The sequence below is a fragment of the Massilia aurea genome (assembly GCF_040790145.1).
GTDB lineage: Bacteria > Pseudomonadota > Gammaproteobacteria > Burkholderiales > Burkholderiaceae_D > Telluria > Telluria aurea_C.
In genome coordinates this window covers 1-16,471 of sequence record NZ_JBFMMP010000018.1, presented here as the reverse complement: position 1 = coordinate 16,471, position 16,471 = coordinate 1, and the positions used below count along the sequence as shown (strand labels likewise).

The 16,471-nt window shown below is 63.2% G+C and carries 15 protein-coding genes; 5 read left to right on the top strand and 10 right to left on the bottom strand.

Annotated elements, in window-relative coordinates; genetic code table 11:
• Positions 1-61: 61 nt before the first annotated feature.
• From AB2N08_RS19625 to AB2N08_RS19610, 4 genes are all read left to right on the top strand, one after another.
• Positions 62-577: a sigma-70 family RNA polymerase sigma factor gene (locus AB2N08_RS19625; protein ID WP_367612588.1), complete on the top strand. Its 516-nt coding sequence runs from the start codon at positions 62-64 to the stop codon at positions 575-577.
• Positions 556-1,548 (top strand): FecR domain-containing protein, encoded by a 993-nt coding sequence (locus AB2N08_RS19620; RefSeq protein WP_367612587.1) that lies wholly within the window; start codon positions 556-558, stop codon positions 1,546-1,548. The genes AB2N08_RS19625 and AB2N08_RS19620 overlap by 22 nt, the downstream gene beginning before the upstream one ends.
• Positions 1,549-1,642: 94 nt before the next feature.
• Positions 1,643-4,072, top strand: a complete 2,430-nt coding sequence (locus AB2N08_RS19615) for a TonB-dependent siderophore receptor (RefSeq protein WP_367612586.1) — start codon at positions 1,643-1,645, stop codon at positions 4,070-4,072.
• A gap of 96 nt (positions 4,073-4,168) precedes the next feature.
• Entirely contained in the window at positions 4,169-5,239 is a 1,071-nt protein-coding gene (locus tag AB2N08_RS19610) for a flavodoxin family protein (RefSeq protein ID WP_367612585.1), read from the top strand.
• A gap of 25 nt (positions 5,240-5,264) precedes the next feature.
• Here AB2N08_RS19610 and AB2N08_RS19605 read toward each other — a convergent pair whose 3' ends face one another.
• The 9 genes from AB2N08_RS19605 to rpsP all read right to left on the bottom strand — a co-directional run bounded on the left by AB2N08_RS19605 (position 5,265) and on the right by rpsP (position 13,532).
• Entirely contained in the window at positions 5,265-6,056 is a 792-nt protein-coding gene (locus AB2N08_RS19605; protein ID WP_367612584.1) for an SDR family oxidoreductase, read from the bottom strand.
• A 101-nt stretch (positions 6,057-6,157) separates the two neighbouring features.
• Entirely contained in the window at positions 6,158-8,953 is a 2,796-nt protein-coding gene (locus tag AB2N08_RS19600) for a M16 family metallopeptidase (protein WP_367612583.1), read from the bottom strand.
• A gap of 204 nt (positions 8,954-9,157) precedes the next feature.
• Positions 9,158-9,508, bottom strand: a complete 351-nt coding sequence (locus tag AB2N08_RS19595; protein ID WP_367612582.1) for a DUF3579 domain-containing protein — start codon at positions 9,506-9,508, stop codon at positions 9,158-9,160.
• A gap of 83 nt (positions 9,509-9,591) precedes the next feature.
• On the bottom strand, positions 9,592-10,551 hold the full coding sequence (locus tag AB2N08_RS19590; protein ID WP_367612581.1) for a CobD/CbiB family protein: 960 nt from the start codon (positions 10,549-10,551) through the stop codon (positions 9,592-9,594).
• 90 nt (positions 10,552-10,641) lie between these two features.
• A complete protein-coding gene (locus tag AB2N08_RS19585) occupies positions 10,642-11,307 on the bottom strand; it encodes a CoA pyrophosphatase (protein WP_367612580.1) in 666 nt (221 codons plus the stop codon).
• A gap of 92 nt (positions 11,308-11,399) precedes the next feature.
• The gene (gene rplS, locus AB2N08_RS19580; protein WP_367612643.1) at positions 11,400-11,792 is read right to left on the bottom strand and encodes a 50S ribosomal protein L19; all 393 of its coding nucleotides are present in this window, start codon (positions 11,790-11,792) and stop codon (positions 11,400-11,402) included.
• A 111-nt stretch (positions 11,793-11,903) separates the two neighbouring features.
• Positions 11,904-12,665, bottom strand: a complete 762-nt coding sequence (gene trmD, locus AB2N08_RS19575) for a tRNA (guanosine(37)-N1)-methyltransferase TrmD (RefSeq protein WP_367612579.1) — start codon at positions 12,663-12,665, stop codon at positions 11,904-11,906.
• A 26-nt stretch (positions 12,666-12,691) separates the two neighbouring features.
• On the bottom strand, positions 12,692-13,234 hold the full coding sequence (gene rimM, locus AB2N08_RS19570; protein WP_367612578.1) for a ribosome maturation factor RimM: 543 nt from the start codon (positions 13,232-13,234) through the stop codon (positions 12,692-12,694).
• Positions 13,235-13,283: 49 nt separating this feature from the next.
• A complete protein-coding gene (gene rpsP, locus AB2N08_RS19565) occupies positions 13,284-13,532 on the bottom strand; it encodes a 30S ribosomal protein S16 (protein ID WP_258836218.1) in 249 nt (82 codons plus the stop codon).
• A gap of 249 nt (positions 13,533-13,781) precedes the next feature.
• Here rpsP and AB2N08_RS19560 point away from each other — a divergent pair, with 249 nt between their 5' ends.
• The gene (locus AB2N08_RS19560) at positions 13,782-14,195 is read left to right on the top strand and encodes an NINE protein (RefSeq protein WP_367612577.1); all 414 of its coding nucleotides are present in this window, start codon (positions 13,782-13,784) and stop codon (positions 14,193-14,195) included.
• Positions 14,196-14,418: 223 nt separating this feature from the next.
• Here AB2N08_RS19560 and AB2N08_RS19555 read toward each other — a convergent pair whose 3' ends face one another.
• The gene (locus tag AB2N08_RS19555) at positions 14,419-16,221 is read right to left on the bottom strand and encodes an acyl-CoA dehydrogenase (RefSeq protein WP_367612576.1); all 1,803 of its coding nucleotides are present in this window, start codon (positions 16,219-16,221) and stop codon (positions 14,419-14,421) included.
• Between the last annotated feature and the right edge of the window lie 250 nt (positions 16,222-16,471).

The following is a 16,471-nucleotide window of genomic DNA, read 5'->3' as shown; positions in this document are numbered from 1 at the left end:
ATAATGAGAATCATTCTCATCAAAGACGACGATGCGTCGCGCATCCTGGCCAAACCCTATCTTGCCCACAGCAGCCCCCTACGATCCGGTTGACCGACTTTACCGCGACCACAACAACTGGCTGCAAGGCTGGCTGCGCAAGAAGCTGGGATGCGCGGCCAACGCTGCCGACCTGGCACAGGACACGTTCATCCGCATCCTCGCCGCCTGCGAAAAAAGCCGTAATGCCGATCTGGACCTGCGCGAACCGCGCGCGTATCTGACGACGGTCGCCACGCGGGTGCTGAGCAATCACTATCGGCGCCAGTCGCTCGAACAGGCCTGGGCAGACGCACTGCGGCTGATGCCAGAAGCGGTCGCACCGGCGCCCGAGCAGCAACTGATCATTCTCGAGACCCTGAACCAGATCGACACCCTGCTCGACGCCCTGCCGCACAAGGTACGCGCCGTATTCCTGGCCGCGCAACTGGACGGCATGACGTACGACGAGATTGCGCGCCACCTGGCGATTCCACCGCGCAGCGTGCGCCGCTACATGGCGCTGGCCTACGAACGATGCCTGCTCGCGCACAGCTAGTTCGAACCGCCGGGGATGCGCCCCTCGATCCACGCGTCGCGCGCGAAGCGGCGCACTGGATGATGCGGATGCATCCGTCGGCGCAACCCGATGACAACGAGCGGCAGGCCTGCCTGCGGTGGCGCGCCAGTCATGCGCAGCATGAGCTGGCGTGGCAACGCGCCCAGCAACTCGACAAGACATTCGGCATCATTCCCGCCGAGCTTGGCAACGCGACGCTGGGCCGACCGCCGGCACGCCCGCGCCGTGAGACCGTCAAGAAAATCTTCCTGCTGCTGACGCTGGCCCCGGCATCGATGCTGGCGTACCAGCAACTGCCCGTTGCCGCGTGGCGCGCCGCGCATCGCACGTCGACCGCCGAAAGGCGCAGCGTGCAATTGGCCGACGGCACCCGCGTGCACATGAATACGAACACGGCGTTCGATGTCGACTATAACCATGTGGAGCGACTGCTGATCCTGCACGAAGGTGAAGTGCTGATTGCCACGGCGCCCGATACCCGTGCGGCGGCGCGGCCATTCCGGGTCGAGACTGCGGACGGATTCATCCGTGCGATCGGCACGCGCTTCACCGTCAAGCGCATCGCGGCATGGAGCGATGTCGCTGTTCTGGAAGGCGCTGTCGAAGCACAGGCGCGCAATGATGCGCAGCACAAGCGCATCCTGACAGCAGAGCACCAGATGCGCTTTTCCGCTGATGGGCTGGCCGAAATGCAGGCCCTGGCTGCCTACGGCGCCGCGTGGGTGGACGGCATCCTGGTGGCCGACAACGGGCGGCTGGCCGATTTCTCGGCCGAGCTCTCACGGTACCGGCGCGGCTGGCTGGAATGCGATCCGGCCGTGGCCGGCCTGCGCATTTCCGGCACCTTCCAGCTCGACGATACCGACCGCGTCCTGCGCGCGCTGGCCCATACGCTGCCGGTGCGCGTCGTGTACCGCACGCGTTACTGGGCGACCATCGTGCCGGCTTGAGCATTTTTTTAAAAAAAGTGGCCGCTTTTTTCGGTTGACGTGTCATTGCATGTGAAGAACACCAACCACATCGTCATCGAACAGGAATCCCATCATGTTTTACCGTCTTTCCCCGTTACAGACCTGCCTGATCCTCGCCTGCGCCGCGCTCCCCATGGCGCAGGCAAGCGCCCAGTCGCAGCACTATGAGATTGCGGCCGGCCCCTTGCAGCCGGCCTTGTCGCGCTTCGCAGCCGAAGCGAGGGTCACCGTTTCCTACTTGCCGCAACTGGTCGAAGGCAAGCGTACCGGCGGCTTGAGCGGTCAATTCCCCGTTGCCATCGCATTGAACCAGCTACTGGTGGGCGCTGGGCTCGAAGCCGTCGCCCAGGGCGATGGCTTGTTCGTGCTGCGCAGCGTTGCCGCCAGCACGGACACCCGGTCCAGTACCAGCGCAGCGCCTGCCGTGGGTACGGCCGTGCCAGCAGTGACCATCACCGCCGATGCCATGCGCGATGGCACCAGCGAAGGCACCGGGAGCTACCGGGCCAGGTCGTCCAGCACCGCCACCAAGCTCAACCTCTCTGCGCGCGAGACGCCGCAGACCATCACCACCATCACGCGCCAGCAACTGGACGATGCCGGCTTGACCTCGCTCGATGACGCCCTGAAGTCGGTCAGCGGGATCTTTTCGCAGGAACAGGGCAGCGCCGGCGGCACGTATTTCAGCCGTGGCTTCAACCTGCAAGCCCAGGTCGATGGCATGACCACGCCGGCCGGCATCAACAGCGGCAACCGCGCGCCGAAGTTCGACAATGCCTTCGTCGACCGGATCGAGGTGCTGCAGGGCGCGGCCGGCCTGATGACCGGCGCCGGCACCCCCGGCGGCACCGTCAATTCGGTGCGCAAGCGCCCGACCGACAGCTTCCAGGCCCAGGCCGAAGTGCAGCTCGGGTCATGGAATGCGCGGCGCGTCGTTGGCGATATTTCGGCGCCGCTGGTGGCGTCGAACCGCATCCGGGCGCGCGTGGTCGCGCTGAGCGACAACAGCGATGCGTTCACCGACTACGTCTACCGCGACCGCAGCGCCGTCTATGCCATCGTCGAAGGCGACCTGAGCCCGGACACCACACTCAGCGCCAGCGTGCAGTACCAGCAAGACGAGGGCCTGAATCACTACGGCGTGCCGTTTGCCGTGGGCGGGGCCGATGCCGGCCTGCCGCGCGATTCGTTCTGGGGCGATGCCAATTATCTGCTGGTGCGCGATTACACCTTCTATACGCTTGGCCTGGAGCAGCGGCTGGCCGGCAAATGGAAACTCAAGGCCAGCTATTCGCGTCAAAAGACGCGCAACGACATCAGCAATTTCAACGCGCTTTCGGGCAACCTGAATCCGGTCACCGGCAACGGCTTGTCGGTCGCCAGCCGCATCCGAAGCAGCCCGTCGACCCTGATCGCCGACACGCTCGATGCCTATGCCTCGGGCCCGTTCTCCCTGATCGGCCGCACGCATGAGCTGGCGCTGGGGCTGAATGGATCGTCCACCCGGGATGAAAGCACGGGCACGGGCGTGACCACTGCAACGATTCCCATCAATGTGTTCGACTTCGACCCGACCTCGCTGGGCCCGGTGGCCAACGGCGCGGCGCCGTCGCGCTCGGCGTCGACCGTGACCAATCTGGGCCTGTATGGCGTGGCGCGCTGGAACCTGGCCGACTCCCTCAAGCTGATCACGGGCGTCCGGATCAGCAATTACAAATCCAGGAACGACATTACCGGCCGGGTCGCACCGAAGGAATCCGGGGAGCTGACACCGTATGCCGGTCTGGTCTACGACCTCGACAAGCAATATTCCGCCTACGTCAGCTATTCGGATATTTTCAACCCGCAAACCAACCGCAGCGTGGATGGCAGCTTCCTCGATCCGGTCGTGGGCGCGAACGTCGAGGCCGGCATCAAGGGCGAACTGCTCGACAAACGCCTGAACGTCTCGGCTGCCGTGTACCGGCTCGAACAATCGAACCTGGCGGTGCGCGACGATTCGATCCTGAATGACCCGGGCAACGCCTGCGGAGGCATTTGCTACAACGCCGCCGGCGAAGTGGTCAGCCAGGGTGTCGACCTGGGCGCCAATGGCCAGGTGGGACAGAATGTGAACCTCGCCGCCGGCTATACGTATATGCACGCCGAATACAAGGCCGGCCCCCAGCAAGGCCAGCGCTTCGCACCCGAGCAGCCGCGCCACAGCGTGCGCCTGGCCGCCAATGTCAAATTGCCCGACACCGCGTGGGCATTCGGGGGCAATCTGGCCGGGACCAGCAAGATCGCGCGCAGTGGCGGTTCGGGCGCCGCCGCCTGGACGATCCGCCAGGGCAGCCTGCTACTGCTGGGTGTGCATGCCAGGTACCAGTTCACGCCGAACACGCATCTGCAACTGGCCGTGAGCAATCTGGCCGATCGGCACTACCGCAGCCTGTACGCCGTGAATTACTCGCCGTATGGCGAGCCGCGCAGGTTCTCGGCCAACCTGAAACACGTGTTCTGACCGGGGGGCGGGCGGTTTTACCTACGCTGCGTGCGCTCCCGTACATTGCCCCTGCTCTGCCTTCTGGATAATTCCTCCATCTACTCTGGAGGAAGCATGACGACGGTACGCAAGGGGCAAGCGCCCGCCAAACTGGGGCGCAACGAATTCCACCTGCAATTTCGTCGCACCTTCCAGGATCCCGGCTACGACGCGCTTGAAAACGAACTGGCCGCCATCGAGGCGGTCGCCTGGGATGCCTACCAGGATGGCCGCAAGGCGCCGCGTACCGTCAAGGCCGGGCCCGGCTTTGCCGATCCCGACTACGACCTGTCAATCGACTGGAAAGCCGCGCGCGACCGCCTGCTGGACGCCGAACAGCACCAGAAGAATCCCGACACCAGAAGCCGCATCCTGGTCATCAACGCGTCGGCCCGCAACGACGGCACCTGCCCCGGCGAAATCTCGAAAAGCTGGCGCATGGCCGAGATGGCGCGCGAGATCATCGAAGCCGACGGCATCGAGGCCGACATCCTCGACCTCAGCCTCATCAACTCCGACTACGACCGCCATATCCACCCATGCAAGGGCTGCGTGTCGACTGCCATGCCGCTATGCCACTGGCCCTGCAGCTGCTACCCGAACCATGCCGAGCGCCAGGTCAACGACTGGATGAACGAGATCTACGAACGCTGGGTATCGGCGCATGGCGTGATCATCATCACGCCGGTCTATTGGTACCAGACGCCGGGCGTGCTCAAGCAGATGATCGACCGCCTGGTCTGCGCCGACGGGGGCAATCCCGATCCGTCGTCCACACAGGGCAAGACAGCCGAACTCGCCAAGCAAATCGAGCGCGACGGCTGGGACTATCCGAAGCACCTGGCAGGACGCGCGTTCGGCCTCGTGGTGCATGGCGACGTGGCCGGCATCGAAGGCGTGCGCCGTTCGCTGTCGGACTGGCTGGAATGGATGGGCTTGATCAGCTCGGGCAGCTTCGGCCAGCTCAACCGTTTTATCGGCTACTACGAATCATATGCCGACAGCCACGCGACGTTCGACGCCGATGTGGCGGTGCAGGAAGAAGTGCGGAATGTCGCGCGCGCGGTGGCCATCGCCGTGGGCGAGGTGCGCGCTGGCCGCGTGGCCGTGGCCAGCCAGAATTTGCAGCAGCCGCGGCCCAAGTGATCCCGGGCAGCGGCGTCGTCAGCGCTTACACAGCGGTATAGCCGCCGTCGATGACCATCTCGTGGCCGTTCACGTACGAGGCCATGTCCGAGCACAGCCACAGCGCCGCTTGCGCGACTTCGCCGGCTTCGGCGAAACGCCCCATCGGATGGGCGGCCTTGAGCTTTTTCTCGATGGCGGGATCGCGCTCGATCGCGCGCGCCAGCATCGGCGTTTTTACGGCGGCCGGGCACAGCACATTGACACGCACGCCGTCGCGCGCATACTCGGCGGCAGCGCTCTTGGTCAGGCCGACCACGGCATGTTTGCTGGCGCTGTAGATCGCATGGTTCGGGCTGCCGACCAGGCCGGAGACGCCCGCCATGTTGACGATCGCCCCGCCGCCCTGCTTGAGCATCTGGCGCAGCTGGTATTTCATGCACAGCCAGACACCCTTGACGTTGACGTTCATGATGCGGTCGAACTGTTCGTCACCGGCGTCGGCCAGCGGCTGGTGTTCTTCCTCCACGGCGGCATTATTGACTGCGATATCGAGGCGCCCGTAGTAATTGATGGTTTTTTCCACCAGCGCCTCGACTTCAAGCGCGCGCGTGACATTACTCTGCACGAACAGCGCCTTGCCGCCATTTTCCACAATCATCCCCGCCGTGGCGTGACCGCCCTCGATCGAGATGTCGGCCACGACCACGCTGGCGCCGGCACGGCCGAACGCCAGGGCGATGGCGCGACCGATGCCGCTGGCGGCGCCGGTGACCAGGACGACCTTGCCGGTGAACGACATGCCGCCTGCCGGCGGCGATTTGCTGATGCCCTTCATGATGCTCCCTGGATGAAACTTTGATTCCGAAGGGAAACATTTTAACGCATGCTTCCCCCTGCGTCACAGTTCGAGGCGTTTACGTCAGTCATCTGTTGTAGTTACGGCATAGCAACTGCTGGTTTGACCGGCTCACCGACTTTGGATTGGTCGCCAGCCATCACCACTGACATTTTTGCCGGATCGATCGCCTTGCGGAACGCGGCGTTCAGCTGGGGCAAGGTCACCGCGTTCAGCTTGCGCTCGAATTCCAGCGACCACAGGAAGGTCTTGTCGCGGTACAGGTACGAGGTCCAGCCGGACGCCAGCGCGGCGTCGTTCGTGCGCGTCTGCAGGCGCTGCTGCATGAGGCCCGAGCGCGCGCCGGCCAGTTCCTGGGCCGTGAAGCCGTCCTTGAGCGCGCGCGCCAGCTCGGCGCGCACGGCCGCGTCCAGCCTGGCCAGGTTTTGCGGCGCGGCGATGGCGCTGATCGAGAAGTTGCCGGCGCGGTCGAGCGTGCCGGGCGAGATGCCCGATCCGCCGCCATACGACAAGCCATCCTTCTGGCGGATGCGGTCCATCAGGCGCGACTTCAGGCCGCCGTCGCCAAAGATGTAGTTGGCCAGCATCAGCGCAGGATAATCGGCGTCGTCGACGTTCAGGTCGAGGTTCAGGCGCGCCGTATAAAAGCCGTTTTCCTTGTCCGGTGTGTCCAGCACCTTGGCGATCGGCGCCACCTCGGCGTGTTTGTCCAGCACCGGGGCGAACGGTCGTGGGGCACGCCAGTTGCCGAACAACTCGTTCACCAGCGGCGCGATTGCCTTGGCATCGAAGTCGCCCACGATCGCCATCTCGGCCGGGCTGGCGCCGAAGAAGTCATGGTGGAAGGCCTTGATGTCGTCCACGCTCATGCGCTTGATGTCGGCAAGGCTTTCGTCGAGCGTGCCGGCATAGCGCACGTCACCGCGCGGGTATTGGTTGAAGTGGTGGGCCAGCGCAGTGCTCGCCACGCTCTGCGGCTCGTTGCGGCCCGCTTCCATGCCTACCAGTACCTGCTGGCGCATCTGTTCGAATTCGGTCTGCGGGAACGACTGCTCTTTCAGGATATGGGCCATCAGCTTCAGCGCTTCCGGCAGATTGGCCCGCGTGGTCTGGAAGCCGAGCGGGTCGCCGACAATCTTGAGCCGCTCGAACGCATCGGACAATTCGGCGCGGCTGTAGCGGGTCGTGCCGCGCGTGAGCATCGGCATCGTCAGGCCGTATACCGCAGCCTTGTCGAACAAGCTTTTTTCGTCGCCGGCATGCAGGCTCAGCGCGACAGTCACCGTCTCGCCCCGATTCTTTTTCGGCAGCAGGGCCAGTTTCACGCCACCTTCCGTGCTCAGGATGGTGCGCTTCATGATGTTCTGCTGGGTCGGCTCGAAGTTCTCGGAGACCAAGGTCGATGCCGCCGGCTTGAAGTCCTTGAGCACATCCGCCACCGCAGGCGCAACTGGCAGCACCGCGCGCTTCGACGACTCTTCGGGAATGAAGGTGCCGGTCACGCGGTTGGTGCGCAGGTAATAGCGGCCCACGCTGGCCGCGATCTGCTCGGCCGTCATGGCGCGCACACGTTCGCGGCTGGCGAAATACATGCGCCAGTCACCCAGGGCGACCGGCTCGGACAGCGCCACCCCGACCTGCTGCGGATCGTTCAGGCTGCGCTCGACAGAGTTCAGCCACGACAGTCGCACGCGCTCGAGCTCCTCGCCCGTCGGCGGCTTGCCGGCGAGTTCCTCGACCGCCTGGGTCAGCGCCTCGCGCACCGGCTCGATCGGTTCGCCCAGCTTGACGACGGCGCCGAAGAATTGCAGGCCCGGCGCAAAACCGGTCTGGCCGAAGCTGAACACCTGGCTGGCCTTGCCGGTTTCGACCAGCAGCTTGTGCAGGCGGCCGTTGGGCGCATCGCCCATGATCTGCGACGCGAAGCCCAGCGCTTCGGCATCCGGATGCAGGTCGGATGGGATCTTGTAGCCGACGGCAACGAACTGCACATCGCCCTGGCGCCGCACAGCGAAGCTGCGCTCGCCGTCCTGGGTGGGCTCTTCGGTCCAGAACACGGGCAAGGTGCGCTTGGGTTTGGGGATGGTGCCGAACAGGCGCTGGATGTTGGCCAGCGTGGCGGTCGGCTCGAACTGGCCGGCCACCAGCAGCACGGCGTTATCCGGCTGATAATAGGTCCGATAAAAGTCTTGCAGGTTCTTGATGCGCACGTTCTCGATGTCGCTGCGGTTGCCGATCGTCGAGCGGCCATAACTGTGCCAATCGTAGGCAACGCTCTGCATGCGTTTGAACAGCACATTGCCCGGCTGGTTCTCGCCGCTTTCGAACTCGTTGCGCACGACGGTCATCTCGGACGCCAGGTCGGTGGCCGAGACGAACGAATTGACCATGCGGTCGGCTTCCATCTGCAGTGCCCAGTCGAGGTTGGCTTTCGAGGCCTGGAACACTTCGTAGTAATTGGTACGGTCGAGCGACGTGGTGCCGTTGAACTGCATGCCCCGTTCGGAGAACTGTTTGGTGATGTCGCGGTTCTTCGGCGAACCCTTGAACAGCAGGTGCTCGAGCAGGTGCGCCATGCCCGTTTCACCGTAGTTCTCATGGCGCGAGCCGACCAGGTAAGTCATGTTGACCGTCACGGTCGGGCGCGAGGCATCCGGAAACAGCAAGACTTTGAGGCCATTGGCCAGGCGGTATTCGGTGATGCCTTCGACCGACGGGCCGAGGGTCACGCCCTTGGGCAGCGCCGCGCCGGGGGTGCTGGCAGCCGAGGCGGCGGCGGCAGCAGCTTGTGCGCCGGCTGGTGCAATGGCGATCAGCGCCAGGCAAAGCGCGGCGACGTGCGCGGATACGCCGCGCAGTGTGTTCTTGGAATTCATGGAGTCTCGTTATAGGAGCAGGACGCCAACCGCCCTGCCTGTGCCCGGAATGGTAGCAGACGGCCCGGCCCGTCATGCCCCTCTGAACGACCGATTGACAGGACGCGGCGCACACGTGCCAGAGCGACTGGCGCAGGCAGTGCCGGCATCAATCCGGCCGTGTAAATCCGGCGGTGTACATCCAGGGAATTGCTTGGGCCAGGCTCAGGCGCCTGGCTTCTTCTCGCCAGGCAGCGGCACGAAGCACGCTTCGACGATCTGCATATCGTTGTCGGTGGCAAAACTGCGCACGAAATGATAGGCCAGCGGTTCGATCTGTTGCAGCTTGCGGTTGACCACGACGGCCTTGATGCCGTTGACGAGGGTCGGATAGACGTAAGGCGAATACTTCAGGTGGGCATTGGGGCCGCCGGTGCCGGGACAATACGCCGCCAGGACGCCGCACAGCCGCTCCGCCCAGTCGCTCGGGCGAAATTGTCTGCCGTTGTTCGTGATGCCCAGGACAAAAAATTCTCCGGAGAGTTCCTCGTCCTTGGTCTGCGCTAGATCGGTCATAGTCCTGAGGGGCTAAGTGAAGCCACTATTATATCTTATAGAAGACCTGAGGACGAGGACGCGGGCGGCGCCCCTGCTTCACCCTAGCGCAGCCACGCCACGCTGGAGGTCAACAGCAGCAGGATCATCCACAGGATCACCGCACGCCACACCAGGCCCACCGTGCTTTGCAGTGCGCGGATCGTCGGTTCTTCGCCCGGCAGGATATCCGTTTCGCTGTCGCTCAGGTCAACCAGGGCAGCGTCCGCCGGCAACAATTGTGGCGCATTTTCGTTTGGCGTGCCAAGGCGCACACCCATCGCGCCGCCGCCGGCCGACAGAATGATGCCACGTGCTTCATCGACCCAGCGGTTGGCAAAATTGCGCCACGCATACACGGCGTCTTCGAAGTTGCCGACCACCGCGAACGCCACCGCCGTCAGGCGCACCGGCATCCAGTCGATCCAGTAGAAGGCCCTGGCCGCGAACTGGCCGAACGCTTCGTTGCGCATGTGGTCGGGCTCGTTCCACGCGCGCGACAGGTATTCAGATACACGGTACATCACGGCGCCGGCCGGCCCCAGCGGCATCAGGAACCAGAAGAACACGCCGAACACATTGCGGTGCGTGGTGATCAGGGCTTTTTCGACGGCGATGCGGGTGATCTCGGTGCTGTCCATGCCAACCGTGTCGAGGCGGGTCCATTCGGCCAGCAGTGCGCGCGCCCGAGGTTCATCGCCGGCATTGAGCGCGAACTGGATCGAGGTAAAGAAATGGCTGTAATGGCGAAAGCCCATCGTCAGGTAGACGATCAGCACATTCCAGGCGAAGGCCAGGAACACCAGGTTGTAATGCATGAACACCCAGTAGACGAGCCAGGTGGGCAGCATCAGTGCGCCCATCATCAGGAACCACCCCATGCGGCCATTGGTCTGCTCGCCGGCGTTGAACCAGGTTTCGATGCGAATCGCCAGCGCCTTGATGGCGCCGTACACCTGGTTGTCCGCGCGCAGCGGTTTCAGTTGCTCGATGAGCAGCGCGCAGAGGATGGAAAAGAATGTCATTCAGGAACCCTTTTTTGTTATGGCAACACGACTGCCCCGTTACGATAGCGGAGAAGTACGCCAGAATCAAATTCGGCCTGTAAGAAAGTTTTACGCCCGCAGGAAATGAAAGAGGTTGCGCAGCATGGCGGCCGTCGCGCCCCACACGAAATATCCCTCGTAGGGCATCGTGTAAAACGACCGGCTGCCGCCGTGCGGCAGATCGATTGCGCGCCGCTGGTGATGCTGGCCATTCATCAGCCAGGCCAGCGGCACCTCGAACGCTTCGGCCACTTCGCCCGGATCGATTCGCAAGGTGAACGGCGGCGCGACCAGGGCCACGACCGGCGTGACGCGGTAGGCGCTGACGGTGGCGTAGTCGGGCAGCACGCCGATGATCTCGATGCGGTGACGCGACAGGCCGATTTCTTCTTCGGTCTCACGCAGCGCCGTTTCAATGGGCGACGAATCGAATTCTTCGGAGCGGCCACCGGGAAAGCTCACCTGGCCGGCATGGCTGGTGAGATGGTCGGTGCGGCGCGTGAGCAAGACCGTCACGCCTTCCGGGCGCTCGACCAGCGGAATCAGCACGGCGGCGCGGCGAAACGGCGCGGCCAGGCGGCTGTCGGTGTCGCTCGAGATTTCTGGCTCCCATGCCAGCGTTTGTGCAAAGCGCGCGCGCAGCGCGGCCGGGCTCAGGCGCGCGGGCGCGACGGCGGCTTCGCCGGCCAGGCTCATCACGGGCAACTGGGTGGGGTCGATCACGAGTTTGGCCAAAATAACGTTCTTTCAATAAACGCTGCCAATATTAAAAAAGGCATCCTCGCGGATGCCTTTTTATTAGCAAAAGTGCTTGCGCACGAGAGCTATTACTCAGCTGCAGCTGCTGGCGCTGCTTTGACGCGACGCTGTGGCAGTTTTTCTTTGATACGCGCCGATTTGCCCGAACGCTCACGCAGGTAGTACAGCTTCGCACGACGCACATCGCCACGACGCTTGACTTCGATCGAAGCGATCAGCGGCGAGTAGAGTTGGAACGTACGCTCGACGCCTTCGCCGGACGAGATCTTGCGAACGATGAAGTTCGAGTTCAGGCCACGGTTACGACGCGAAATCACGACGCCTTCGTATGCCTGGGCGCGCTTGCGGTTGCCTTCGACGACGTTGACGCTGACGATAACGGTATCGCCAGGTGCGAAATCAGGGATCTTGCGGCCGAGGCGCGCAATTTCTTCTTGCTCGAGTTGTTGAATCAGATTCATTTTTATGACTCCATAAACCATCTTGCCGGCGCTACCTTCGCCCAGTAGAGGATGGGGTTGAACAACGGGCAACGTGCCCGCTTTTGCATGCGTCTTGCAACGCATATTCTTTTACTTTGCAGGTTTGACCAACCCTGCCAGAAACTGTTCGTCCTTCTTGGTCAGCTGGCCAGCGGCGCGCGCCACATCCAGCAGATCGGGCCGCTTCGCCGCGGTCGCTTCCAGCATGCGCTGGCGGCGCCACTTGACGATTTCGGCGTGGTTACCGCCCATCAGGACTGGCGGCACCGGTACGTCTTCGTACACGTCAGGCCGCGTATAGTGCGGCGAGTCGAGCAGGCCGTTGACGAAACTGTCTTCGACGGCCGAGGCATCGTCGCCGAGCACGCCGGGAATCAGGCGTACCACGGCGTCCATCAAGGCCATCGCCGGCAATTCGCCGCCCGACAGCACGAAGTCGCCGAGAGAAATTTCCTCATCAACGCAGCGGTCGAGCAAACGCTGATCCACCGCCTCGTAGCGACCGCACAGGATGACGAGACCAGGCTCGTCCTTCAGTGCCATCGCGCGGGCATGGCTCAAGGGCTTGCCTTGCGGCGACATGAACACCACGCGCGGCGCCGGCAGACCGAGGTCGGCCTGACGCTGCTTCGCGGCATTGATGGTCGCTTCGAGCGGCCGGGCCATCATCACCATACCGGGACCACCGCCATACGGGCGGTCGTCGACGGTGCGGTGACGGTCTTGCGTGAAATCGCGTGGATTCCAGAGATGCAAGCCCCAGCGTTGCTGCTCGAACGCACGGCGGGTCACCCCGGACTGCGTCAATGCTGCAAACATTTCCGGGAACAAGCTCACGACGTCAAATTGCATCGGATCTCAAGCCCACGTGGACGGGTTCAAAAATCGAGACCCCAATCCAGGGTAATCAGTTTTTGATCGAGGCTGACAGTCTTGACGAACTGGTCGACGAACGGCACGAGGCGCTCGGGCGCCGCGACCTCGGCGGACGGATCGGCCACTGGCACGATGCGCAAAATCGATTGCGCGCCGTTGCTCATCATGTCGGCCACCTTGCCCAGGGCTTCGCCCTGCAGGTTGACCACGTCAAGCCCGATCAGATCGGACCAGTAATACTCATCTTCTTCCAGCGCGGGAAACGCGCTGCGTGCGATCTGGACCGTCGCGCCCTTGAGCGCCTCGGCAGCATCGCGGCCTTGCAGGCCGACCAGCGTGGCGACAACGTCGCCGCCATGCAGTTTTGCACTACGCACGGTGACGGCGTGCAGTGTCGGCTTGCTGACCCACCAGGTTTTCACGTTCAGCAGCGCATCGGCGTCAGCGGAGTGCGGGGTGACACGAATGCCACCGACAATGCCATAAGCACCGGACACATACCCCACTTCGGCCAGATCATCGGGAACCGAAGTCCCCGTATCCACGTTGCGTGCTGCTGAATCGTTCAAACCTGACTACCTTGCTTAAAATGAATTAAGCAGCTGGCTTTTGCTGGGCGACCAGGCGAGCGACGGTTGGCGACAGTTGCGCGCCAACGCCTTCCCAGTGAGCCAGACGGTCAGCAGCGATACGCAGGCTGACTTCAGCGCCGGACGCCATTGGGTTGTAGAAACCAATGCGCTCGATGAAACGGCCATCGCGACGATTGCGCGAATCAGTTGCAACGATATTGAAGAACGGACGCTTTTTTGCGCCACCACGAGCCAAACGAATAACGACCATAATATTTCCGAAAAAGTTGTTCTGGACGGAGAAAGTCGACGATTATAGCGCGCGACACCGAACAGCAGCAAGCGTTAATGACAACAGGGCGCGCAGTCCCAGGAGAATCAACCATTATCGCCGATTTCGCGCCATACCGCTACCGGCCATCCTCGCGATCAACCTCTAATCTGCAGTCAAGCGCCGAAAGCGTGCCATTCACGCCAATCTCGACGATACTTTGGCTTTCCTGAACGATTGACAACATCCATGGCTGCTGCGCACAAGAACAAGACTGTCGCCACCCTGCTCGCCCTGGTGGGCGGCGGACTGGGACTGCACCGCTTTTACCTGCGGGGCGCGGTTGACCGCCTCGGCCTGATGCACGTGTGCAGCCTGCCGATCACCGGCATCCTGGTGTATGCAGTCAAGCCGCATCCTTTCTATATGATGCTGCCGCTCCTGGTGTCGTTCATTGCCGGCTTTGTCGAGGCGCTGGTGATTGGCCTCACGCCCGATGAAAAGTGGGATGCGAAACACAATCCGCACAGCGGGCGCCAGTCACAGTCGAACTGGGTGCTGGTGTTGCTGCTGGTGGTGACGATGCTGGTCGCAGCGATCGTGCTGATCGGGACCATGGCGCGGTTGACCGATGTGCTCTATACGGGCGGCGCGTATGGTTGAGACTGCGCGGCTGGCCGGCGGACTTGGGTTCCCGCCTCCGCGCACTGCTGTCCGGAATATTCATACGCAAACTATGCACGTCATTCCCGCGTAGGCGGGAATCCAAGTGAAGTCACAGAATGTTCATTCTCTTGCGTGGCCCGAACGTTCTTCGAAGAGCGGTTTTTAGGCCGCTAGCCGGCGAAACTTAAGTTCACGCGGCGCATGAAGACCGCAACACACATCAGAACTGCTCGACATCCAGCGCCAGCACCCCCGCTGCGCCATCGACGATCGACGTGCGCAAGCCCGGCGCCTGCGACAGGATGTGGTCGGCAAAGAAACGCGCCGTGCCGATCTTGGCGCGGTAGAAGGCGGCATCACCCTCCCCTGCATCGAGCCGTTTCTGCGCCGCCAGCGCCGCGCGCGCCATCTGCCAGCCGCCCAGCACGATGCCAGCCAGCTTCAGGTACGTAACGCTGCCGGCAAACACTGCCCGCACGTCGGTCTTGACGTTGGCCACCACATACTCGACCACGTGCTCCAGCGCCGCGCTGCCTTCTTGCAGGCGCTGCGCGATCGCCGCGAAATCGCTGCCCTGCGCGGCCCCCTGCACGTCGCCCAACTGGCGTTCGACATCCCGAATCTGCGCGATCAGCGCCTTGGCCACGGCGCCGCCATCGCGCACCGTCTTGCGGCCCACCAGGTCATTGGCCTGGATTGCCGTCGTGCCTTCATAAATGGTCAGGATCTTGGCGTCGCGGTAATGTTGCGCTGCGCCTGTCTCTTCGATGAAGCCCATGCCGCCGTGCACTTGCACGCCGTCGCGCGCGACCTGCTCGCTCATCTCGGTCGACCAGCCCTTGATGATCGGCACCAGGTACTCGTACACCGCCAGGTTCGTCGTGCGCGTCGCTTCATCCGGATGGTGATGGGCCAGGTCGGACAGCGCCGCGCCGACATACGCCAGCGCGCGTGCGGCTTCCGTCTGCGAACGCATCGACATCAGCATGCGGCGCACGTCCGGGTGATGGATGATCGCCACCGGACCGCTCGAGCCGGCCACGTCGCGCGACTGGATGCGGTCCTTGGCAAACGCCACCGCGCCCTGGTAGGCGTGCTCGGCCAGGCCGACGCCCTGCATGCCCACGCCGAAGCGCGCCGCGTTCATCATGATGAACATGTATTCCAGGCCACGGTTTTCTTCGCCGACCAGCGTGCCGATGGCGCCGCCGTTGTCGCCGAACTGCAGCACCGCGGTCGGGCTGGCCTTGATGCCCAGCTTGTGCTCGATCGAAACGCAGGCCACGTCATTGCGCGCGCCAAGTGTTCCATCGTCATTGATCATGAACTTGGGCACGATGAACAGCGAGATGCCTTTCACGCCCGGCGGCGCGTCCGGCGTGCGGGCCAGCACCAGGTGCACGATGTTCTCGGTCATGTCGTGATCGCCATACGTGATGAAGATCTTGGTGCCGAAGATTTTATAGGTGCCGTCGCCCTGCGGCTCGGCGCGGGTGCGTACTGCCGCCAGGTCCGAGCCGGCTTGCGGCTCGGTCAGGTTCATGGTGCCGGTCCACTTGCCCGACACGAGCGGCTCGAGGAAACGCGCCTTTTGCGCGTCCGAGCCGGCGGTGAGCAAGGCCTCGATGGCGCCGTCGGACAGCAGTGCTACCAGGGCGAATGCCAGGTTGGCGCCGTGCAGCATTTCCATGCACGGCGTGGCCACGAGCTTGGGCAAGCCCTGCCCGCCGAAGTCTTGCGGGTGCTGCACGCCCTGCCAGCCGGCGTCGGCGTAGGCCTTGAACGCTTCGCGGAAACCCTTGGTCGTGGTGACGGCGCCGTCTTTCCAGTAGCTCGGATCCTTGTCGCCCGCGTGGTTCAGCGGCGCGATCACGTCGCGGCAGAACTTCGCGTTCTCTTCCAGCACGGCTTCGACGGTGTCCGGCGTGGCGTCTTCACAGCCGGGCAGCGCGTTGATCTCGGCCAGATTCGCCAGTTCGGTCAGCACGAACTGCATGTCTTTCAGCGGGGCGTTGTAGCTCACCATTGTCTCCTGAATAAATTCTTATGCGAAAAAAAACGCCGTTCCCATGCAGATAGAACCCATAGCTTCAATGACAGCTACGCAACCATGAACGTCGTTCGCGCGTAAGCGGGACCTGAGTACATGGCGCAGCCACAAGCGCACGCCTTCGCGGCGACGCGTGAAAACTTGGGTTCCCGCCTGCGCGCACTGCTGTCCGGAATAATTTGCTTGACTTAGGAAGTAGGGGTTGCAGGCATTGGTTTACGAG

Coding starts and splice junctions, on each gene's coding strand:
- AB2N08_RS19620 (WP_367612587.1), top strand. CDS start 556: ATGCCTGCTCGCGCACAGCTAGTTCGAACCGCCGGGGATGCGCCCCTC.
- AB2N08_RS19615 (WP_367612586.1), top strand. CDS start 1,643: ATGTTTTACCGTCTTTCCCCGTTACAGACCTGCCTGATCCTCGCCTGC.
- AB2N08_RS19610 (WP_367612585.1), top strand. CDS start 4,169: ATGACGACGGTACGCAAGGGGCAAGCGCCCGCCAAACTGGGGCGCAAC.
- AB2N08_RS19605 (WP_367612584.1), bottom strand. CDS start 6,056: ATGAAGGGCATCAGCAAATCGCCGCCGGCAGGCGGCATGTCGTTCACC.
- AB2N08_RS19600 (WP_367612583.1), bottom strand. CDS start 8,953: ATGAATTCCAAGAACACACTGCGCGGCGTATCCGCGCACGTCGCCGCG.
- AB2N08_RS19595 (WP_367612582.1), bottom strand. CDS start 9,508: ATGACCGATCTAGCGCAGACCAAGGACGAGGAACTCTCCGGAGAATTT.
- AB2N08_RS19590 (WP_367612581.1), bottom strand. CDS start 10,551: ATGACATTCTTTTCCATCCTCTGCGCGCTGCTCATCGAGCAACTGAAA.
- rplS (WP_367612643.1), bottom strand. CDS start 11,792: ATGAATCTGATTCAACAACTCGAGCAAGAAGAAATTGCGCGCCTCGGC.
- trmD (WP_367612579.1), bottom strand. CDS start 12,665: ATGCAATTTGACGTCGTGAGCTTGTTCCCGGAAATGTTTGCAGCATTG.
- rpsP (WP_258836218.1), bottom strand. CDS start 13,532: ATGGTCGTTATTCGTTTGGCTCGTGGTGGCGCAAAAAAGCGTCCGTTC.
- AB2N08_RS19560 (WP_367612577.1), top strand. CDS start 13,782: ATGGCTGCTGCGCACAAGAACAAGACTGTCGCCACCCTGCTCGCCCTG.